This is a genomic window from Desulfocurvibacter africanus subsp. africanus DSM 2603 (assembly GCF_000422545.1).
GTDB classification, from domain to species: Bacteria; Desulfobacterota; Desulfovibrionia; order Desulfovibrionales; family Desulfovibrionaceae; genus Desulfocurvibacter; species Desulfocurvibacter africanus.
Genome location: NZ_AULZ01000002.1, coordinates 92087 through 112403 on the forward strand (window position 1 = coordinate 92087; position 20317 = coordinate 112403).

Consider the following 20317-nt stretch of genomic DNA (forward strand, 5'->3'; position numbering starts at 1 on the left):
CTCTTAAAAGAGGTTCTCCCTTCCCCCGAACCCCCAACCCTTCCAGAACTTTTTATTTTGCGGGGCTTGGTGTAGAGCCTGCGCATGAGTTCGCTCCCCTTACTGCAGAAAGCGCTGTCACCAATTCTTTGGCCGCTCGGCAAAGCCTACGCTTTGGCCATGCGCCTGCGCGAGCGGAGTTGGCTGAAAGGCAGCGACCGTTGGCGGCCGCCCGCGCCGTGCATTAGCGTTGGCAACATTTCCATGGGAGGCAGCGGCAAGACCCCGCTGTGCGACTGGCTGCTGGGCTGGGCAACCGACAGGGGACTGACCCCGGTCGTGCTCACGCGGGGCTACAAGGCCAAACCGCTGCATCTGCCCTATGTGGTGGAGCCGTCCAACTCGCCGGATCAGGCAGGCGACGAGCCGCTATTGCTGGCGCAGGCGCATCCCGGTGCGCGGGTGGTCGTGGACCCCGTGCGAGTGCGTTCCGGCGCATACGCCTGGGAGCGTTACCATCCCGACCTGTTCGTGCTCGACGACGGCTTTCAACATTTGGCCGTGCAGCGCGACCTTGATCTCGTGCTCCTGCATCCCGACGATCTGACGACCGGCTGGAATCGCGTGTTCCCCGCAGGCATGTGGCGCGAAGGCAAGGCGGCATTGGGGCGAGCCTCGGCCTTTTGCATCAAGGTCTCAAGCCCGGCGTTCGCAATGCTGAGGCCTGCCATCGAGCAGCACTTGGCGGAACTCGGCAAGCCGGTGTTTCCTTTCGAGATAAAGCCTCAGGCCGTGGTGAGCCTGACCGGCGGCGAGCGCTTCGCCGATTTGGGAGGCAGGCCGTATCTGCTGGCCACGGGCGTGGGCGCGCCAAGTCAGGTGGCTGATACCGCCACGGCCTACCTGGGCCATGCGCCCGCCGAAGTAATGGCCTTCCCGGATCACCACGCCTTCACGGCCGCCGATGTGCAACGCATGCTGGAGCGCGCCAGGGCTCAGTCCTGCCCGCGCGTGCTGGTTACGCCCAAGGATGCCGTTAAGCTGCGCAACCTCGCCACGCCTGAATTCGTGACTTTCGAACTATCCCTGGCCTTTGGCCTCGGACTGTTCTCGACACAAACCCTGCCGCAATTCATTGAGCATTTCTGGAATTCGCGTCAAAGTGGCGTGAATGAACTCGAAAAGCCCGCGACTAACTGACCAGCCACGGCAAGAAACCCTCACCCAATGGGCTTCACCGCCATTGAACGCGGGGTCTAGGGGGATGATCCCCCTGGTGGGTGAGGGTCTGGGAGAGGAGCGAGCCGCTCTGGCAGGCAACGCCCTCTCCCGGTTTCCAGCTGTAAGCAAGATATACAACATGGCCCGCGTGGAAATCGTACTTCCCTGGCCGCCGGAGGCATTCTTATGAGTAGACCCAAACGCAAGTCCCACCAATCGGCTGTTGATCGCGAAACAGTGCTCGAACTCTTTCGCGAGGCGCGCAAGCCGTTGAGCGACAAAGAAATATTGCGCAACCTGGGCGCGCAGAAACAGGAGAAAGAGGCCTTGCGCCATGTGCTGCTGGACCTGGCCGAAGAGGGCCGCGTGGTGCAGATCGGCAGAGGCTGGGGCTTGGCCGACCGCATGAATATGGTCAGCGGCCGGCTGGAGGTGCAGCGCTCGGGCGTGGGCTTCGTCATCTCCGAAGACAAGCGGCGTCGGGATATTTTCGTCAACCCCAAGGATTTCAATGGAGCCTGGCATGGCGACCGGGTCATGGTCGTGGTCACGCGCGACCCAGGTGGAACCCGTCGGCCCGAAGGCCGCATAGCGCGCATTATCGAACGCTCCACGCAGGAGCTGGCCGTGCGCGTGCAGCGCCGCCTGCACGGGACTCTCTGGCTGTGCGAGCCGGCCAATCCCAAGCTGACCATCAGCATGGTCGTGGACATCGACGGCGAGCAGCCCCGGCCGGGCGACCTGCTCGTGGCCCGCGTGGGCGAGCAGATCGACCGCAACCTGTGGGACGGTGAGCTGCTCCATCGCCTGGGCCGCGAGGACGACGTGGTCGTGCAGGAGGCTCTGGTCAAGCTGAACAACGGCGTGCCCACGGAGTTTCCGGCCCAGGTCCTGGCCCAGGCCGAGGAAATGCCCACTGTGCCTGACCCCAAGGAATGGGGCGAGCGCCGCGACATGCGCGAGGTGGGCTTCGTGACCATCGACGGTGCCAAGGCGCGCGACTTCGACGACGCCGTCTATGTCGAGCGTCGCGGCAGGGGCTACACCCTGTGGGTGGCCATCGCCGACGTGGCCCACTATGTGCGGCCCGGCACGTCGCTTGACCGCGAGGCCCAGGAGCGCGGCAACTCCTATTATTTCCCGCAGTCCGTGGAACCCATGTTTCCGGAAAAGCTTTCCAACGGCCTGTGCAGCCTGAATCCGGACGTGCCCAGGCTGACCATGGTGGCCGAGATCGACTTCGACGCCAAGGGCGAACCCGGCCGCACGGATTTCTATGCCGCGGTCATCCAGAGCCACGCCCGGCTGACCTACGATCAGGTCAACAGCGCCGTGCTCGAAAAGGACGAGGAGGAGCGTGCGCGCATACCTCATGTGCTGCCTATGCTGGATCTGTCCGAGGAACTGGCCCGCAAGCTCAACAAGCAGCGCAAGCTGCGCGGCAGTCTTGATTTCGATCTGCCCGAACCCGAGATCCTGTTCAATCTTCAGGGCGAGACCATGGATATCCGGCCGCGCGTGCGGAACTTCGCCCACCAGATCATCGAGGAATTCATGGTCTCGGCCAACGAGGCCGTGGCGCGTTTCCTGAGCGATAGGGACCGCGATTTCCTGTACCGCATCCACCCCGAGCCGAACGTGGACAAGATCGCCGCGCTCTTCGAACTGCTCATGGGCACGGAGATCGGCCACAAGGTGCCAGAGGAGGCTTCGCCCAAGGGCCTGCAGAGCCTGCTGGCCGCGGCGCAAGGCAAGGCCCTGGAGTTCATGGTCAACCGCCTGACCCTGCGCACCATGATGCAGGCCAAGTATTCGCCGGACAACGTGGGCCACTTCGGTCTGGCCAGCGAATGCTACGCGCACTTCACCTCGCCCATCCGCCGCTATGCCGACCTTGTGCTGCATCGTGCGCTCAAGGATGAGCTGAGTTTGGCCGGCGGTGCGCGCATGAGCCACGATCACCTGACAGAGGTCGGCGACCATATCAGCGCCCGCGAGCGCGTGGCCATGGACGCCGAACGCGAGATACTCAAGCGCGTGACCATCCTGTTCCTGAAAGACAAAGTGGGCCAGGAGTTCACCGGCGTCATAAACGGCATGGCCGACTTCGGCTTCTGGGTAGAGCTGCGCGAGGTCATGGCCGAAGGCATGGTGCGGCTGTCCACCATCAGCGACGACTACTACGCATTTTTCTCCGAGCGGCACATGCTCGTGGGCGAGCGCACGGGTCGCATCTTCCGGCTGGGTCAGGCCGTGAAGATCAGGCTCATGGACGTGAGCCTGGAGCGGCTTGAGGTCAACATGGAGTTGGCCGAAGGAGAGCAGGGCGCGGAGGCCGCCGAGTCCGGAGTCGAGCTGCCCGGCACGCGCAAGCAGCGCAAGAAGGCAGTGGGGCAGGCGGTGAAGACCGTGCGCAAGGAAGGCCGCAAGACGACCATGACCACGGCGCGCAAGGGCGAAAAGCCGGCCAGACCCAAGTCCAGGCAGGGCGAGCCCGCAAAGGCGGAAGGCGGCGCGGAAGCGCCCAAGGCCAAGCGCGGAGCGCGCAAGCCGGTCAGGCGGCCGAGGTTTGGGCGGAAGAAGAAGGAGGAGTAGGGCCAGGGCCACTCCGACGCGCCAGGCCGGAGCCTCGCTGCGGCCGCTGCCCGGTAAGGCGATGATGAGCGTTCGCGGCGTGTAGCCCGGCAGCGAGCCGGCCATGAACGGGCCGAGCGCCCGTTCCCGTGCGTCCGTAAGATTTGACGCACGCTGGACCCCGTGGGCCCGTAGGCCGAGATCAGTGCAGCCACGCGTGTGCGGCATGAAAGGCTTGCGTGGTCTCGGGCCTTGCAGGCGTATAGATGATGAGGTGAAGGTGAGCCGCGAGGACAAAGGCAAGCTCCGGGAGGAGCGCTTCGAGGCGCTTCACCAACTGGAGGACTGGCTTGATTGGCCTGTCGTCTTCCTGAGCTTCGTCTGGCTCGGACTGTTCATAGCAGAGATGATCTGGGGCCTAGGCCCGATTCTGCAAGGCTTGGTATACGCCATCTGGTTTATTTTCATCGTCGATGTCAGCGTGCGTTTCGTGCTCGCGCCGGACAAGCTCGACTTCCTCAAATCCAACGTGCTTACGATTCTGTCCCTTGTCCTGCCGGCGCTGCGGGTTTTTCGCGCTCTCAGGGCCTTGCGCGTGTTGCAGGCAGCACGAGCGGCCAGGGGGCTGCGGCTTGTGCAGGTCGTCGGTTCCATAAACCGGAGCATGGGCGCGCTCAGGACGAGCATGCGGCGCAGGGGACTTGGCTACGTTGCGCTGCTCACGGTCGCGGTCGTCCTGGCGGGCGCGGCGGGCATGCTCGCGCTGGAGGGCGGGGCCGATTCAAAAGGCTTCACCAGCTATGGGGACACCCTATGGTGGACGGCCATGATCATTACCTCGCTCGGCTCGGAGTTCTGGCCTCAGACCCCCGAGGGCCGCATCCTCGGATTCCTCATCAGCCTCTACGGCTTTGCGGTCTTCGGCTACATCACGGCATCCATAGCCTCCATACTTGTCGGCTCGGATGCCAGGCGGGAGGAGGGAGTCGCGGGGGCCAAGGCAATGGCGGAGCTGAAGAAAGAAATCGCGACGCTCAGGGAAGAGATTGCAGCCAAGTCGCGCGAATAGCGGCGGTCGCCAGAGCACGGCGCACTGCAAGCGGCCTGATCCTCAATCCAGTGCCAACCCGCTCCTGCGATACATGCGCCAGCCCAACAGGCTCGACACCGCCAGCAGGACCAGCGCCAGGCTGACGCGCCAAGCCGGAGCCACGCTCATGCCGCTGCCCAGCAGGGCGAAGATGAGCGTCTGCGGCGCGTAGCCCAGCAGAGAGCCGGCCATGAACGGGCCGAAGGGTACGCCCGAGATGCCGGCCAGCAGGTTGGTCAGGCTGTTGTTGCCCACGGGCAGGAGCCGGATCGTCAGGGCCATGCCGAAGGGGTTGTCGCGCAAGAATCCGTCCACTTGGGCCAGACTGGTCATGCGCCTGCCGATAGGCCTGGACATGAGTTCGGGTTGCCAGGCCAGGCGGGTCAGGCGCGCATACCAGAAGCCCAGTACGCAGCCGAACCCTGCGGCGGCCAAGGACAGCAGGCTGCCGCCAATGAAACCAAAAGCATAGCCTCCCAGGAAGCTTACGGCCTGGCGCGGCACGGCCAGACTTGTGGCAAGTCCCATCAGACCCACGAACAGGAGCCAGCCGGCCAAGCCCTGCCCGCGTATATGCGCGTCGATCCATTCCTGCCCGAGCTGGTCGCCAAGACCTCCCCAGTGGACCAGGGCCGCTCCTATCGCCAGAATCAGTGCAGGCAGCAGCGCCCCGGCAAAAATCCGCATGGCCGCGGCAGGCTGCCGCCGAGCGGAGGGGATTGAGGGGGCCTGACTCACTTGCTTTCCTTGATGTCGTAGGTGAACCAGCGGCTTTGCATCCAGCGCACGGCCACAAGGTCCAGGAGTCCGGCCCTGAGCCGCTCCCAGTTGCCGTACTTGGACACGCCGTAGCGTCTGGGGCGGTGGTTCACGGGCACTTCCGCGACCTTGGCGCCCTGGAGCTTCATGAGCGTGGGCAGGAAGCGGTGCATGCCGGTGAACATGGGCATGCGCCTGGCCATGGAGGCGCGCATGACCTTGAGCGAACAGCCCGTGTCGCGCACGCTCTCGCGCGTGAAGCTGTTGCGCACCCTGTTGGCCATGAGCGAGCCCCAGCGCTTGGCCAGGCTGTCACGACGGCAGGCGCGCCAGCCGATGACCATGTCGTTCCCGGCTTCGTAGAAGGCGAGCATGGCGGATATGTCGGCCGGGTCGTTTTGCAGGTCCGCGTCCATGGTCACGAGCACATCTCCTCGCGCTACGTCGAAGCCGGCCTTGAAGGCCGCGCTCTGGCCGCAGTTGCAAGCAAAGGAGAGATAGCGCACGTGAGGCTTTCCGCGTGCCAGGCCGCGGATTACGTCCAGGCTGTGGTCCGTGCTGCCGTCGTCCACGAAAATGACTTCCCAGGGCTTGTCCAGGCCGGCTGCGGCTGCTTCGATCTCGGCTAGCAGGGGGACAAGGTTCTCCTCTTCATTCCGGACTGGAACAATTATCGACACGTAGCCTGCTGGGTTGATTGGTTCTTTCATTTTCTTTTGCTTTTTTCTGAAACTCTCGGTTGACAGTGAGCCCGCCTTGGCCTAGAAGTTCGTCTCGCGTGTTGCGGGGTGGAGCAGCTCGGTAGCTCGTCGGGCTCATAACCCGAAGGTCATCGGTTCAAATCCGGTCCCCGCTACCAGAAATCAAAGGCCCAGGTCATCCTGGGCCTTCTTTCGTTTCGCCCGTAGCCGGTTCCGCGGCTGGTTTATCTCCCCAAGCAGTCACACCTACTTTTCGAGTTGCCCAAGATAATCTACGACATGCCAGGGCAGCACTGCTAAAGCAGATTGCTTTTAAGACGCCCGCTCCGGCGTTGACGGCGTAAGTAAATTGCCCCTACGCCTACGCGGCGGCTAGCCATGCAGACACATGGCTAGCAGAGCATTTTCAAAAGCAAAATGCTCTAATGCTCGAAAATACCTGGATTGCGCTGCTTTGCAATGGGAAAGCACAGTCTTTCGCAGTCAGTCCGGTTTGCCTGTCACAGGGCCGTCCCTTCACCTGGACAGCATTTTTCTAAAGCGATCAAGCCCCGCGAAATTAAGATGGGGCTCTGTGGCGGCTCACCTCAAGACATTCAGCTCAAGCTATTCAAAAGCCCGAAGAATCCACGTTCGTCTTGGTTCTGGATGCGGGGGGTTGCCATCGCAAGCCCAATGGCGCATAAACTGGAGTATGGGAGAACCTAAACTCCAGGGAGGCAAGTATGGTCAATATGGATTATCCGGGTCCCTGCCCTTCGTGTGGCGCCGAGGGCGAGTGCGAGCATAGAATCAAGCAAATGCAGAGCGGTGAAGAGAGCCCCGAGAATTTCCAGTCGGACGTGAGCCCTGAGCGAAAGCGTTCGGATATGGATCCGCACGAAATCGACAAGAGCGAAAGGGACATCGACAAGTAGCGGGCGAGTGCGCTGCCCGGGAGATGGGCAGCCCATACCATCAGGTCGACTGCCGGAAGGAAGAGGCGTGCGGTGCTCCGTGCGCCTCTTCCTCGTTTAAAGCCAATCCCAAGCTAGCAGCATGATACCCCGACTGCCTTCTTTAGGTCGGATGGATCAGGAGCGTTATTGATATGTCTCGTGAAGGCCGGGTGTTCGGCCTCGTGATCCTGGACGCAGAAAATTTGCGTATGTTCAGTGGGATGCCCGACGATTCTCATTGGAAGTCCGTGCTTGTGAAGCCAGCTCTTAGGCCACTGACTTATAGCAGAAGCTGGATATAATCGGTTTGAACCACGATATCGAGGTCAAGCGAGACTATTTGCCGCAGTAAAAAGGTCATGGAATCGAGTTGTCTTGACGTGGATTTCATGGCAAGGGGGCTTTTAACATAAAGAGGTCAAAGTACAGGTTTGACAAGCTTGGCTTTATGGATGGCTGGGGCTATATAGCCCTTCACTCTGCGAGCGCAAATGGTTACAACCCGACCTGAGCGAGGCAATCAGTTGCCCACACGCATTGAAACACTATTGCTACCGCCGCCTCGCGCATATTAACCGCTCAATCCCAGGCCACGAGCGGATATGACAAACTGCATGGAGAACGCCGTGATAAGCAAGGTCCTCATCCTCGTCGCCCTGACAATCATCCTGCCCGGTTCGGCTTTGGCTCAGCAAGAGCATTCCAGCATGTTGCTCAAGGAAAGCAGCATGGTCATACGCGACTCCATCGCTTCGTTCGATTTTAAAGCGGGCGGCGAAAAGGTCGAAGGCCTTCTGCACGGTCCAGCCGTGACCTATACCTACCATGATGCTTTCTATCCGCTCATGGCTCGCGGCGAATTCGAGATCCTGTTCGGCTCCACGGATTTCAAGCGTAATGGCGGTTCGTCTGATTCGGACGATATCATCATCAATGCCCGCGGCCTCCTCGGCTACGACATCCTCTATCACGACAATCTCGTGCTGACTCCCTACACTGGCCTGGCGATGCGCTACTGGAACAACAACGTGAGCGGCGCGCGTGACCAGAGCCAGTCTTACTACTACATCCCGCTGGGAGTTGAGACCCAAAGCTCGCTCATGCCTACTGTCGACTTCGGCACGCGCCTCGAAGCCGACTACGTGTTCAACGGCACGGCAACCACGGATTTCGAGGGCGATGGGGGCCGTAGCGGCGAGGCCGACAACGACCTGGACTTCGGTTACGGCCTGCGCGCCTCGGTGTACATCAGCAAGCAGTTCGAGGCCGTGGGGGTTGGCCTGGAACCGTTTGTCCGCTACTGGAACGTGGAAGGCTCCGACGGAGACTGGGTGCGCCGTCCCGGCTACGGTTCCGGAGATACCGAGAACTTCGAGAACTTCAGCACGCAGCGCGGAGAGACCCTTATCTGGGGCGCTAGCCTGACCGTGCATTTCTAACCGCGAGTTGCTACGACGATTCATCCGGAGCCCGGCCTTGGCCGGGCTCTTTTGCGTTCTGCGGTCGGCTACAGCAACTTGCAAATGAAAATGGGGGGTGCAGGCAGCGCCGCTCCCTGCCGGGAGAGAGGCTGAGAGAGGGCAGCGTCCTCTCTCAGTTCAAACTCAATACGCTAATTTTCCAGGAAATATTCTACGGTGGTCACCACGCGGATCTGCTTGATCTCGGGGGTGTAGGGATCGCGGTCATCGATGGAAAAGTAGCCCTGGGTGGCGCGGCGGATGGCGCCAACGCTGCTGCCCGAGTCGCGGGCGAACTGGTCGGCGGCTGCGCGGGCGTCCTTGGTAGCGGCGGCGATCATGTCAGGTTTGATGTCGTTCAGCTTGGTGAACTCGAAGCGGGGCTGATACTCGTAATTGTGCACGAGCACCACGCCCTGGGACACGAGCTTGCCCGCCTCGGCCATGGCCTTTTTAACCTTATCCGGCGAGCCGGAGCGCACCGTGAGCACGCCCTGGGCCGAATAGCGGTTGGCGGGCAAATCCTGGGGGCGCATGCCCATGGACCAGTGGTCGGTAATACGAGGCGCGGCAAGGGTGGCTTCGGCATCGCCCAGGCCTTGCTGGCGCAGGAATTCGCGGACTATCTTCTCCTGGCGAGTCAGGTCGTCCTGCACCTGGACCAGGGAATCGCCAGCCGCGTTGAAGCTGATGGGCCACATGGCCAGGTCGGCGGGCACCTCCCGTTCGGCCAGGCCCTTTACGGTCACATAGCGGTCATAAGCCTTGAATTCGGTCAGGGCATGACCAAGCAGCCAGGCCGCGGCGACCATGCCAACGGCCAGAAAAAAGCCGAGAAAGAAAATCGATGGATTGCGGTCAGTGCGGTCAGTGGCAGGCATGAAGCGCTCCGTGAATCTTTCAGGCTCGCAATCACCCTGGGCGTGCGTTACCAGTTCTCAAGCCCGGAGCGCGAACCTAAGTCACCATACTTGCTAAATACTCGCGGGTCCAGGGCCGCGTAGGCCCCCTAAAAACCCCGCCCCATGAAAGCCCCTTCGTGCAACCCCTGAAAGAAGTGCCGTGCGTTCACGCCCAGGGAGCGGATGCGGTAGCCGCCTTCCTGGATCACGAGGGTGGGTAGGCGCACGGCCCCGATCATGCGGCCGTTATTCGTGAAATCCTTGGACGACAAGCTCCAGGTACCAGTTGGGTCGCCCTTTGCCGTGTCCAGCCCCAGGGCCAGCACGAGCACGGTGGGCTTGAAGTCCCGGATGATGCCCAGGGCCTTCTTGAGCACGTGGCCGTGCATGGCCCCGTCCACGCGCTCCAGCAGCGGGAAATTGCGATTGTAATCTTTGCCCTCGCCCTCGCCGTGTTCGTCGGAGAAACCGGAGAAATAGGGGTAGGCGAACTGCGGGTGGCCGTGGATTGAAACGGTGAGCACATCGTTGCGTTGATAGAAAATGTCCTGGGTGCCGTTGCCGTGATGGTAGTCGATGTCCAGTACGGCCACCCGGCCAAGCTCGGCCAAACGGTTGGCGGCTATGGCCGAGGTGTTGAAATAGCAGAATCCGCCGAAGACGCGACGCTCGGCATGGTGGCCGGGCGGGCGCACAAGGGCATAGGCCAGCCTGCGGCCTTCGATGATGGCTTCGGCTGCGGTGAGGCCGCAATCCACTGCGCGGCGGGCGGCGGCGAAGGCATTGGCATTGAGGGGCGTGAAGGTGTCGATGCAGTAGTAGCCGGCTCGTACGGGCAGATCGCGCGGCGGCCTGGATGCGTTGCGGATGGGGAAGACGTAGGGATAGACCGACTTGCCGGGCTCCAGGCGCGCGCAGACGCGTTTGAAGTACTCCACATACTCCTTGGCGTGCACGTCCGTGATGTGTCTCTCGAGGTGGCGCTTGACCGGCAGTTCCTGGAACAGCCCGCTACGGTCCAACTCGCGGCGAATGGAAGAGATGCGCACGGGCGCTTCCACATAGCCGCGCTCAGTCACATGATGGATGGAGTGGCGGCCATTGACGGCCACGGCGATGAGCCGATCCGCGGCCAACCTGCGCCGCGGCTGACCTGTGGCGCGCTCCGTGGGCGGCAGGTAGCGCGGCTCGCGCAGTCTGACCACCGGGTCCTTGAAGGACTCCACGACCTTGCGCACATAGCTCGGCGGGCAGGTGTCGGCGTACTTTCGCTCCAGGATGGTGCGCACGATCTCGCGCACCCGGGGGCGTTGCAATGGCTTTTCCGCGTCCAGTGGGTCCAGGACCAGATAGGGCGGGCAGGTATCGCCCTCCATGCAGGGTGTCTCGTAGAGCGTCCCGGCGATGGGCCGCGCGCCGTAGCGCTCGTAGAAGCGCAACCGCGAGACGTTGTCCTTGAGCAGTTCCTGGTGCGGGCATAGCTCGGGATCATCGGGCAGGCATTCAAAGAAAAGCCCACGGCTGCCGAGGGCCTTGGCCTCTTCACGGATGCGCTCGTACAGCGCGGAGCCGACGCCGCCGCCGGAGCGGCCGAGCGGTACGGAGAGCCAATCCAGATAGCAGAAGCGACGGTCGGGGAAGTGCAGGAGCAGGGCGAATCCGAGCACGTTATTGCGCCCGTCGTCGGCTACCAGCAGGATGGTCCGGTAACGTTTGGCCAGGGGATCGCACAACCGTTCAGGAAGGGCCTGGACCTCGTCCTCGCTTACCGCCGTAAAGCGTTGCCGCAGAATATCCTGGACCGAGGCGATGATGTCTCGATCCAGGGGGATCACGTCGTCATGGATGCGGCGGATGCGGAACATTCCCTACGCTCGGCTCCTTGTACTCAAGTCTCTTGTGATAGACGACCTTGTCGTCGCCTGGCCGGTAGAAGTCCTTGACCCGCTCGGCCTCGAAAAAGCCGTGGCGCTCGTAGAAGCGGCGCGTGGGTGCGTACAGCTCGCGGCCCGAAGTTTCGGCCACCAGCAGCCTGCCGCCCATGTCCCGCGCCCGTTGCTCTGTCCGACGCAAGATCTCCGCGCCCAGTCCGCTGCCACGGCTGCTTTGGCGCACGGCGATCCAGTAAAGATCGAACAGGGTCGGGTCGGCGACGCTCGGGCCATAGCAGGCGTAACCCAGCAGCCTGTCCGTGCCTGACGCGCCCTTCTCGGCCCCTGCGTCCACTTCCGCGTCGGCAAAAATGAAATAGTACCCGCTGGCGGGGCCTTTCTCAAGCCGCTCGCGCACTAATTCTTCGGCAATGTCGAGTTCCTCGGGATAGAAGAAGCCGGTGGAGGCCACGACGGCGCGCACGTCAGCACAGTCCTCGGGGCGGACCTGCTCGCGGAACGTGAGTTGGAGCGTGTCGCTCATGCCGAGGCGCATCCCGTGGACGTCTGGGCCGGACGGCCGTTGCGTGTGTTGGCTGCGCCGATTTCAAGGACGCGACTGACCAGGGCGGTGAAGTCCATGCCCGCCCGACCTGCCGCGGCCGCGAATCCGGCGTCGGGAGACAGGCAGGGGTTGGCGTTCACGTCGATGATCCAGGGCGTGCCGTCTTCGGCCACGCGGAAATCCACGCGCGCGTAGCCCGTCAGGCCGAAGGCGCGCCAGCAGCCCAGGGCGCTCTGGCTGAGCTGGGCCAGGATCTGGGCGTCCTTGTCCGGGAAGTCGAAGCGGCGCTGCGTGTTCTCGTATTCGAAGGAGTCCTCGTCCCATTTGGCTCGGTAGCCCACGATGCGCAGGCGCTCCTTGGAGAAGCCGCGGAAGACGATCTCCGCATGGGGCAGTACTTCGGGACCGTTGGGACCGTCGATGACCGCGATGTTGAACTCGCGGCCGTCCACGAAGCCCTCGGCGAACCAGCGGCCGCCGAAGCGCTCGCGGCGGCGGGCCAGGGGCTTGGCCAGATCGGCGGGCGAAGAAGCTTGAACAACCGAGGTTTCGTCCAGGCCCAGGGATGCGTGCTCATAGACCGACTTGAGGATGTAGCGGCCGGGCACGAAGGAGGTTTCCTCGGGCAGTCCTTCGGACCAGGGCGGCGTTGGGATGCCGGCTGCGGTGAGCACGCGCTTGCAAGCCAGTTTGCTCGTGGAAAGCAGCATGGACTCGCTGCCGCAGCCCGTGAAGGGCATACCCATGTGCTCCAGCAGGGCCGGAGCCAGATGGGCTAGGCGCGAGCTGCCGCCCACGTCCTCTACGAGGTTGAACACGCAGTTCGGCCGCATGGCCGCCAGCGTGCCGCGAGCGTCGTCCAGGTCCAGAGAGAAGGCCACTCCGATGGGCATATGGTCCATGGCGAACAGGGCTTGGCGCACGGCGCGCACTTGGACCAGGGTGTCGGCCTCGTCCGGGCGGTCGCCGGCGGGCAGGTTGTACAGGATGGCCACGCGCATGGCTGCTGACCTAGGCGGCCCGCCCGGCGCTGGTCCGGGGCAGGGGCTGGCTGACGGAGTTCAGGCGCTCCATGGCCGAATGGACGATGGCGGCGATGAGCTCCTGGTAGGGCATGTTGTTCAGCCGGCAGAGGATGGGCAGGTCCGAATAGGTCGGGTTGAGCCCGGCCAGGGGATTGACCTCGATGAAGTTGGGCACTCCGGCCCCATCCAAACGCAGGTCCACGCGGCCGCCGTCACGGCAGCCCAGGGCGCGCCAGGCGTCCAGGGCGACCTGCTCGGCGGTCCTGGCCTCGGCGTCGTCCGCGATGCGGTAGTGCATGCGGCGCTCCCAGTCCTGCTTGTTGATGTAGCCGTAAGCCGAAGGGTCGGCCTGATCGCCGAAGATGACCTCCAGGGCGCCCACGGAGCGGGCCTTGGCGCCCGTGCCCACGACGCCCACGGTCAGCTCGCGGCCAGGCAGGAAGGTCTCCACCAGCACGGGCTGGCGGAATCGCTCGATGAGCCTGGCGCAGGCGTCCATGAGGCCCGCCTTGTCGGTCACGCGTGAGGCCGAGCCGATGCCCAGGCCCGTACCTTCGGCCACGGGCTTGACGAACAGCGGAAAGGGCAGATCCACCTTGGCCGCCTCGGCCGGTTCCGCCACCACGGCGAAATCCGGGGTGGGAATGCCGGCCGCGCGGACCACGTGCTTGGTCATGCCCTTGTGCAGGCCGAGCGCCAGGGTCATGGGCTCGGAGAAGGTGTACGGAATGCCGTGCCAGTCGAGCACGCAGGGGATCTGGCTCTCGCGGCCGAAGCCGTTGAGGCCCTCGGCGATGTTGAACACCAGATCCCAGCGCCGCCCCTGGCCCAGGGCGGACATGAGCGCGGGCAGGGAGCCGATGCGCTCGGTATCGAAACCGAGGGCGCGCAGTGCGCCCTCGATGCCGGCGATGGTCTCCTCGCAGTCGAACTCGGCCACGTCTTCCTCGGAGAAGCCCATGGATCGGTAATCTTCACGCAAATCATAGGTAAGGCCGACGAGCATTACTTGTCCCCCATGCCGCAGGCCGGAGCCGTGAGCGGATCGTGGGTGCGAAATTGTTTTTTCTCGAAGTTGCGCAGCACCAGGTCGTCGCCGTCCTGGCCGACGATGTAGTCCGGGTTGACCGGGATCTTGCCGCCGCCGCCGGGAGCATCCACCACGAAGGTGGGTATGGCGTAGCCCGAGGTATGCCCGCGCAGGCCCTCGATCATCTCCACGCCCTTGGCCACCGAAGTGCGAAAGTGTCCCGTGCCCTGCACCGGGTCGCAGTGGTAGAGATAGTAAGGCCGCACGCGATTTTTCAGCAGGCCGTGCATGAGCGACTTGAGGGTCGGCACGTCGTCGTTGATGCCCTTGAGCAGCACGGTCTGGCTGCCCAGGGGAATGCCGGCGTCGGCCAAACGCTTGAAGGCTTCGGCCGATTCCGGGCTCAACTCGCCGGGGTGGGTGCAGTGCACGCTGATCATGAGCGGATGATAGCGGCGCAGCACGCGCGTGAGTTGCGGAGTGATGCGCTGGGGCAGGACCATGGGCGCCTTGGTGCCGATGCGCATGACCTCCACGTGCGGGATGGCCCGGATGCGGCCCAGCAGGTAATCCAGAGCCGCGTCGGACATGGTCAACGGGTCGCCGCCGGACAGCAGCACGTCACGCACGCTCGGGGTGCGCGCAATGTAATCTATGGCCGCATCCCAATGCTTGCGGTTGCCCGAGGAGCAGGCCTTCTTGCCTACCCGGCGCGAGCGCGTGCAGTAGCGGCAATAGGCCGCGCAGTAGTCCGTGGTCAGGAAAAGCACCCGGTCGGGATAGCGGTGCACGAGCCCCGGCACGGGGCTGTGGTGATCCTCGCCCAGCGGGTCCTCGGCCTCTCCGGGGTTGACCAGCCGTTCGAAGCCCGTGGGCACGATGGAGCGGCGCACGCCATTATCCGGGCCTTGGTCGTGGAACAGGGAAAGATAGTATGGGGTAATGGCCAGGGGCAGGGGAGCGCCGCAATTGGCGGCGGCCTGCTCAGCCTCGCTCAAGGCGAGCATGGAGCCGAGGTCCTGGTAGGAGGTAATCCTGCTCTTGAGCTGCCAGCGCCAGTCGTTCCACTGTGCATCGGCAACCCGAGGGTAAAAGCTGTTCCGGAAGGCTTGTGTCTTGGGGCCTACCGGAAAGACGGGCCCACGATCCCGAGTTCTGGTCGGGGGGAAGGGGGCAAAGGGCAGCGTGAGGAGCGTCTGGCGCTTCCTCGGCTTTGCGGTGACAACGGAGGGCAATGGTTCAAGGGGAACGTCGCCGCTGTCCAGCATTTCCATATCCGTCTTCTTCCTTGGGTTAAAGGGTCTCCGGGCCGCCGGGCTCTTCGGGCTCGGCTTCGGCTTCCGGCTGGTGCACGCCTTCTTCGTAAGGCTGGATGGAGGACACATTGAGCAAGGGCATATCGCCGTCGCGCTGTAGGGCTGTTCCGGTGACCAGCACCAGATCTTCCTGGTAGAGTGTCAACTCATCGCCGATCAGCGTGAAAACGTCTCCGTCCTCCGTCTCCAGGTAGTAGTCCTTGCCCGAGACGTACAGGACTCCGACCACGGTCAGCTCCTGCCGGGCTTCGACCTGGCCGGCCCACAGCAGCGACAGGGCCAGGACAAGGCGCATGAGCATGGCGCTGTGGTGGGTGAGAGGTGAAGGATGCCAACTACGCATGATGCCGTTCCTGTCAATGACGGCGTGGAGCATCTCATGGTCCGCGCGTCGGATGTCTGTCATCGGGGCTCGCGCACACATGTGCGAGCCGATTCCGCGACTCAAGGCAAAGCTTGGGCCAAAGCGTATTAACCTGATTTTTAAGAGTTATTTAAATACGTCTCGACAATAATCGGAATAGATTGTTCCGGTCGTCCATATGACGTTCGGCTGCAGGCCGCCATAGGAGCGCAGTGATCACGTTACGGAAGAATAAAAGGCCATGAAACGGGTAATTTCGGGCGGGCGGAAGCAAATCAGAACTAGTTGTTCCGGCTATGAGGAATAGGAACTTGCTGTTCCGGCTGCTAGCGGAACTCGACCTTGTTGATGTTGTAGCGGGTGAGCAGTTTGTGCAGCTGGCGAGGCGTTATGCCGGCACGCTGGGCGGTGCGGCCGATGCGCCCCTTGCACTCGCCCAGCAGCTCCTTGAGGTAGCGTCGCTCGGCGTGTTCCTTGGCCTGGTTGCGCACCTCGGCCAGGGGCAGGCTCAAGTCCAGCGGCACACTGGCTACGGGCGCGTCCTGGGCGAAGAGGTCGGCTGGGAAGCTCTCGGGCGTGAGCATGTGGCTCGTCTCCAGGATGAAGGCGCGCTCGATGAGGTTTTCCAGTTCGCGCACGTTGCCCGGCCAGGAGTAGTTGCACAACGCATCGATGACCGTGGGGTGGATGCCGCCGATTCCCTTGGGTGTCTGGCGGCGGAGCTGCTCCAGAAAGCCCTCGGCCAGGAGCGGAATGTCCTCGCGTCGTTCGCGCAGGGGCGGAATTTCTATGGGAAAGACGTTGAGCCGAAAGTACAGGTCCTGGCGGAAGGCTCCCTGCTTGATGAGTTGCTCCAGGTCCACGTTGGCCGCGGCGATAATGCGCGCGTGCATGGGGATGTCCGTCTCCCCTCCGACTCGCTGAAAAACCTTGTCCTGCAGCACCTGCAGCAGGCGCACCTGGGCGGCCTGGGAGATGGTGCCGATTTCATCCAGGAAGATGGTGCCCCCGGCGGCGATCTCGAAGCGCCCGGCCTTGCGCTTGACCGCGCCGGTGAAGGAGCCCTTCTCGTGGCCGAACAGCTCGCTCTCGATGAGGTTCTCGGGGATGGCCCCGCAGTGCACGGCCACAAAAGGGCCTTTGCGGCTCGCGGAGCTGCTGTGGATGAGCCGGGCGATGACGCCCTTGCCGGTGCCCGTCTCGCCAGTGATGAGCACCGTGGATTTGGTGGGGGCCACCATGGCCACCTTTTCGAAGACCTTTTTCATATGGGGGCTTTCAGTGCCCAGTATCGGCGCTTGGCCTACATCGCAGGCAGCCTTGCGCAGGTAGTCCAGCTCATGCTGGATTTTGTGCGACTCCTGCAGGCTTTCAAGCACATAGGTGGCTTCGGCGGGGTTTACGGGGTAGGTCAGGTAATTGCCCGCGCCTGCCTTCACGGCGGAAACGGCCTCGCGGATATTGTCCTGGGGCGTCAGGACAATGATTTCCAGGTTGGGCGCCTTGGCCCATAGCTCGCTCAGGGCGGGTTTCATGGTGGTTGAGGAGCGGTCCTCCTTCTTGCGGTCAAGCCAATCCAGATCGATGAACAGGACGTCGATATTCTCCTTCTCCAACATGGGGAGCAACGCGTCGCGGCGTTGCGCCCGACGAACGGCGAAAGTCTCGGAAAAGCTCTTCTCCACGGCTCCGGCCGCCGCGGCATCGTCCGTGGCCACAAGGATGTTGCGCATATGGTTCTTCCGCCCCCTGGTGCGGCCCTTGTAAGACCAGTGTACCGCCTTGGCAACAGTTCCGGACGATTACGGGCGCAACAGGGTGCGAATCGTTTCCCAATCGGCCTCGGCCAGCCGCCGTACGGCCGGAAAACGCATGGCCGCCGTGGGATGATAGGTCGGCAGCATGGAAAGGCCGGAATGCTGCCGCAGCTTGCCGTGCAGCTCGTTCATGGGCGTCCGGACGCCGAGCAGGGAACGGATGGGCGCATTGCCCATGAGCACGACAAGGCGCGGCTTCAGAGCCTGTATTTGCGGCAAAAGCCAAGCCTCGCGGCAAATGTCCATCTCCAAAGGCTTTGGGGCGCGGTTGCCCGGCGGACGGCATTTGACCGAAGAGGTTATGAAGAAGTCGTCGCGGGACAAGCCGAAGGGAACCAGGAAGCGATCCAGGAACGTGCCTGTTCTGCCGATGAAGGGCCGTCCCACTTCGTCCTCGCGCTGTCCGGGAGCCTCGCCCACCAGCAGGCAATGCAAACGAAAGCCGCCCTCGCCAGGCACCGCGTGCCGCCGGCCAAGGTGCAGCGGGCAACGTTCGCAGATACGAATGCCCTCGGCCAACTCGTCCAGCCGCGCGGAATCCAGGTCGGCGCTCACGATGCCCTCCTGCCACGAAGCACGCGCATTAACAATTGAGCCTTTGCCAACCATTGTGGGGTTGGAAAAGCCCTGCCGGCCTTTCCTGCAGCTTGTCAGAGATCCAGCCACTTCCAACGGCCCCGGTGCGAGGCGTACTGGAAATGATAGCCGAGCGGCCCCACAAAGCCCAGGAAGAACCTGTCGCCCTGTACGGAATATTTCCACTGACTGCCCTGTATCAGCACGGGCGGCAGGAAGGGGAGTTGAGCCGGCACGAGTTGTTCGAGCAGTGCCGGCAGGCGGCCCGTATGCCGCGCGTGCGCCTGAATGGCCTGTACGAGGCTGTCGCCGCGGCGCATGGTCTGCAGGGCCTTGGCGTGGGTTTCACGCAAGCCCAGGTCCAGGCCTGCGTACGCGAGCAAGGCGGCCAGGATTACGCAAAGCCCCACGGCCTTGATGCGCGTGGTCCACAGGATCGTGCTGCCGGCCAGCAGAGTCACGGAAATCAGATAATAAGCCAGGAAGCAAGGGCTAAGCGGTGTAAGCGAGCGCTGGCCCGCGTAGAAAGCCGGAACGACCAGCAGCACTCCCGCTCCAGCGGCCCACAGGCTGACCCGGTTCGGCCGCCAGTACCCGGCCTCGCCCGCTCCGGCTCGCAGCCGCGCGGCCGCATATACGGCAAGGGCCAACAGGCCCGTGACAGCCAGCAGCGTTGCGGCCATCCAGGCGAAATAGGTCTTGGGATACAGGCGCACGATGAGGTGCACATGCGGGTTGAAACTGTACCCGCCGCCGGGGAAGAGCAGGGGATGGAAAGCCGTGAAGAAAAGCGGCCACTCCAAGGCGGTCAAGCCCAGGCCCATGAGCAGGGCCGGTAGCAGCAGCGCACCCAGGCGCAGGTCGCGCGCCAGGGCCTTGCGGCTCAGACCGAGGCTCACAGCCAGCGCCAGTGCGGCCAGCCCGGCCAAGCGCAGGCTGCCCAGCAGCGCGGCGACATCGGCGAAGTGCCGGGCCTCCTTGGGGCTGAATCCTGCGGGCAGGGGCGTGCCTGCCAGCAGAAAGCCCATTACGCCGTGATGCAGCTCCATGGCGTCCGGTATGCGGCTGGGCACGCCCAGCGCGTTCAGGAACAGGGATGTGAAAAGGTCCAGGCGCACAAGCAGTTCCAGGCCGATAACGGCTAGAATGAAACACCAGCCCAGGGCGGCGAGGATATGGGTGAGATGAGGGATGAGAGCCGTACGCATGTATGATCCCACTGGCCTTGCATGGCTTCGTTGCCGTGGAACGGGCACGTGCAGCCGAAGGCGGACAACGGCTGGGAGCGGTCATGGGCATATATCAACCGTCGGGTCCAGGGACGCTTCCCTGTTCACACGGTGAAGGCCGCAGTGTGTTGTCAGCCGCTTGCTGGCCCAGAAAAATCTATTCTAGCAAAAAGTCGGACAGGCACAAAGCGGTTCAGGGCTCGGCGCGGGTGTATACCACCTTTCCATCAACACGCAGGATGAGCAGTGTGGTCAAAGGGCCGGACTGGCGGACGATGGCGTAGTAAGGGCGGGCTCCCTCTGGATTGTTGAGCAGGGATATCTCGCCCGTGATCTCGCAGGCGTTACCCTGCAGAGTCACGTAGGGCGCATGGCGCGCGTCGAGTTCATAACGTCCGGCGTCCATGCCGATCCGGGACAGCATCTCGAAGATGACCGCGCGGGCATCGACCAGATCAATGGGAGCCGAGGATGCAGGCTGTTGGGTAGTTGCTTGGGATGAAGGCTCTTTTTCGAATTTTATGCCGGAGCCTGGAAGAAAAAATGCGGCGGCTGCGGCCAGGATGATCCCCGCGAGGCACGCGGCCAGGATGAGGAAGGTCCGCAAGGACGCAAATCCGCGTTTGATCGGTTTGGCCTGTTGGCCCAGGCGTATGTCGAGGCCAGTGGCTGACGAATCCCTGGAAACAGTGCGCTTCACAATCGACTCCGAGTAGTGTGTTCGAGCGCAGAATAGGCTAGTACTGATGCGTCGGCAAGACGCGATATGGCCATGCTTGTCGCACGTTCCGCGCGCATCTCTTGACAGATGCGCGAGAAGCGGATTCACAGAATGCAGTGTGGCCGACGAGGGATGGTCGTCTATGCGAATGTCCCTTGCCTGACACGGAAACCGATCAA

18 protein-coding genes and 1 tRNA gene are annotated in these 20317 nt (G+C 63.1%); 6 read left to right on the forward strand and 13 right to left on the reverse strand.

The window, feature by feature from the left end:
* The first annotated feature begins 84 nt into the window (after positions 1-84).
* The 3 genes from lpxK to H585_RS0102620 all read left to right on the forward strand — a co-directional run bounded on the left by lpxK (position 85) and on the right by H585_RS0102620 (position 4843).
* On the forward strand, positions 85-1179 hold the full coding sequence (gene lpxK / locus H585_RS0102605; RefSeq protein ID WP_027366655.1) for a tetraacyldisaccharide 4'-kinase: 1095 nt from the start codon (positions 85-87) through the stop codon (positions 1177-1179).
* Between the two features lie 207 nt (positions 1180-1386).
* Positions 1387-3795 carry a ribonuclease R gene (rnr, locus tag H585_RS0102615; protein ID WP_027366656.1) on the forward strand — a complete coding sequence of 803 codons (2409 nt, stop codon included), beginning with the start codon at positions 1387-1389 and terminating at the stop codon, positions 3793-3795.
* Positions 3796-4054: 259 nt separating this feature from the next.
* Positions 4055-4843, forward strand: coding sequence for an ion transporter (locus H585_RS0102620; RefSeq protein WP_027366657.1), 789 nt, complete (start codon positions 4055-4057; stop codon positions 4841-4843).
* 42 nt (positions 4844-4885) lie between these two features.
* Here the strand turns inward: H585_RS0102620 and H585_RS0102625 are convergent, their stop codons facing one another.
* Positions 4886-5602: a TVP38/TMEM64 family protein gene (locus tag H585_RS0102625; RefSeq protein WP_027366658.1), complete on the reverse strand. Its 717-nt coding sequence runs from the start codon at positions 5600-5602 to the stop codon at positions 4886-4888.
* Positions 5599-6333, reverse strand: coding sequence for a glycosyltransferase family 2 protein (locus tag H585_RS0102630; protein ID WP_027366659.1), 735 nt, complete (start codon positions 6331-6333; stop codon positions 5599-5601). Before H585_RS0102630 ends, H585_RS0102625 begins: the two co-directional genes overlap by 4 nt.
* A 72-nt stretch (positions 6334-6405) precedes the next feature.
* Here H585_RS0102630 and H585_RS0102635 point away from each other — a divergent pair.
* From H585_RS0102635 to H585_RS0102645, 3 genes are all read left to right on the forward strand, one after another.
* Positions 6406-6482 (forward strand) — tRNA-Met (locus H585_RS0102635).
* Positions 6483-7049: 567 nt separating this feature from the next.
* Positions 7050-7241, forward strand: a complete 192-nt coding sequence (locus H585_RS0102640) for a hypothetical protein (RefSeq protein WP_014260151.1) — start codon at positions 7050-7052, stop codon at positions 7239-7241.
* Positions 7242-7888: 647 nt separating this feature from the next.
* Positions 7889-8701 (forward strand): hypothetical protein, encoded by an 813-nt coding sequence (locus H585_RS0102645; protein ID WP_244432465.1) that lies wholly within the window; start codon positions 7889-7891, stop codon positions 8699-8701.
* Positions 8702-8874: 173 nt separating this feature from the next.
* Here H585_RS0102645 and H585_RS0102650 read toward each other — a convergent pair whose 3' ends face one another.
* The 11 genes from H585_RS0102650 to H585_RS0102700 form a co-directional block, all read right to left on the reverse strand.
* On the reverse strand, positions 8875-9603 hold the full coding sequence (locus tag H585_RS0102650) for an SIMPL domain-containing protein (protein WP_027366661.1): 729 nt from the start codon (positions 9601-9603) through the stop codon (positions 8875-8877).
* A gap of 128 nt (positions 9604-9731) precedes the next feature.
* A complete protein-coding gene (locus H585_RS0102655; protein ID WP_027366662.1) occupies positions 9732-11489 on the reverse strand; it encodes a histone deacetylase family protein in 1758 nt (585 codons plus the stop codon).
* A complete protein-coding gene (locus tag H585_RS0102660; protein ID WP_027366663.1) occupies positions 11464-12039 on the reverse strand; it encodes a GNAT family N-acetyltransferase in 576 nt (191 codons plus the stop codon). Before H585_RS0102660 ends, H585_RS0102655 begins: the two co-directional genes overlap by 26 nt.
* Positions 12036-13061: a D-alanine--D-alanine ligase family protein gene (locus H585_RS0102665; protein WP_014260156.1), complete on the reverse strand. Its 1026-nt coding sequence runs from the start codon at positions 13059-13061 to the stop codon at positions 12036-12038. The genes H585_RS0102660 and H585_RS0102665 overlap by 4 nt, the downstream gene beginning before the upstream one ends.
* A 10-nt stretch (positions 13062-13071) precedes the next feature.
* Entirely contained in the window at positions 13072-14091 is a 1020-nt protein-coding gene (locus tag H585_RS0102670; RefSeq protein WP_014260157.1) for a D-alanine--D-alanine ligase family protein, read from the reverse strand.
* Positions 14091-15389: a KamA family radical SAM protein gene (locus H585_RS0102675; protein ID WP_237707553.1), complete on the reverse strand. Its 1299-nt coding sequence runs from the start codon at positions 15387-15389 to the stop codon at positions 14091-14093. The genes H585_RS0102670 and H585_RS0102675 overlap by 1 nt, the downstream gene beginning before the upstream one ends.
* A gap of 19 nt (positions 15390-15408) precedes the next feature.
* Complete coding sequence (locus H585_RS0102680) at positions 15409-15774, reverse strand: hypothetical protein (RefSeq protein ID WP_244432466.1); 366 nt, start codon at positions 15772-15774, stop codon at positions 15409-15411.
* A 347-nt stretch (positions 15775-16121) separates the two neighbouring features.
* Positions 16122-17528, reverse strand: coding sequence for a sigma-54 dependent transcriptional regulator (locus H585_RS0102685; RefSeq protein WP_027366665.1), 1407 nt, complete (start codon positions 17526-17528; stop codon positions 16122-16124).
* Between the two features lie 69 nt (positions 17529-17597).
* Positions 17598-18167, reverse strand: a complete 570-nt coding sequence (locus H585_RS0102690) for a uracil-DNA glycosylase (protein WP_027366666.1) — start codon at positions 18165-18167, stop codon at positions 17598-17600.
* Positions 18168-18262: 95 nt separating this feature from the next.
* Positions 18263-19396 (reverse strand): lipoprotein intramolecular transacylase Lit, encoded by a 1134-nt coding sequence (locus tag H585_RS0102695; protein WP_027366667.1) that lies wholly within the window; start codon positions 19394-19396, stop codon positions 18263-18265.
* A gap of 214 nt (positions 19397-19610) precedes the next feature.
* The gene (locus H585_RS0102700) at positions 19611-20117 is read right to left on the reverse strand and encodes a hypothetical protein (protein ID WP_027366668.1); all 507 of its coding nucleotides are present in this window, start codon (positions 20115-20117) and stop codon (positions 19611-19613) included.
* Positions 20118-20317: the final 200 nt, after the last annotated feature.

What these genes read in the sequence shown, in the direction of transcription:
- lpxK (WP_027366655.1), top strand. Translation starts at nt 85, where the DNA reads ATGAGTTCGCTCCCCTTACTGCAGAAAGCGCTGTCACCAATTCTTTGG.
- rnr (WP_027366656.1), top strand. Translation starts at nt 1,387, where the DNA reads ATGAGTAGACCCAAACGCAAGTCCCACCAATCGGCTGTTGATCGCGAA.
- H585_RS0102630 (WP_027366659.1), bottom strand. Translation starts at nt 6,333, where the DNA reads ATGAAAGAACCAATCAACCCAGCAGGCTACGTGTCGATAATTGTTCCA.
- H585_RS0102640 (WP_014260151.1), top strand. Translation starts at nt 7,050, where the DNA reads ATGGTCAATATGGATTATCCGGGTCCCTGCCCTTCGTGTGGCGCCGAG.
- H585_RS0102650 (WP_027366661.1), bottom strand. Translation starts at nt 9,603, where the DNA reads ATGCCTGCCACTGACCGCACTGACCGCAATCCATCGATTTTCTTTCTC.
- H585_RS0102655 (WP_027366662.1), bottom strand. Translation starts at nt 11,489, where the DNA reads ATGTTCCGCATCCGCCGCATCCATGACGACGTGATCCCCCTGGATCGA.
- H585_RS0102660 (WP_027366663.1), bottom strand. Translation starts at nt 12,039, where the DNA reads ATGAGCGACACGCTCCAACTCACGTTCCGCGAGCAGGTCCGCCCCGAG.
- H585_RS0102665 (WP_014260156.1), bottom strand. Translation starts at nt 13,061, where the DNA reads ATGCGCGTGGCCATCCTGTACAACCTGCCCGCCGGCGACCGCCCGGAC.
- H585_RS0102670 (WP_014260157.1), bottom strand. Translation starts at nt 14,091, where the DNA reads ATGCTCGTCGGCCTTACCTATGATTTGCGTGAAGATTACCGATCCATG.
- H585_RS0102675 (WP_237707553.1), bottom strand. Translation starts at nt 15,389, where the DNA reads ATGGAAATGCTGGACAGCGGCGACGTTCCCCTTGAACCATTGCCCTCC.
- H585_RS0102680 (WP_244432466.1), bottom strand. Translation starts at nt 15,774, where the DNA reads ATGCGTAGTTGGCATCCTTCACCTCTCACCCACCACAGCGCCATGCTC.
- H585_RS0102685 (WP_027366665.1), bottom strand. Translation starts at nt 17,528, where the DNA reads ATGCGCAACATCCTTGTGGCCACGGACGATGCCGCGGCGGCCGGAGCC.
- H585_RS0102695 (WP_027366667.1), bottom strand. Translation starts at nt 19,396, where the DNA reads ATGCGTACGGCTCTCATCCCTCATCTCACCCATATCCTCGCCGCCCTG.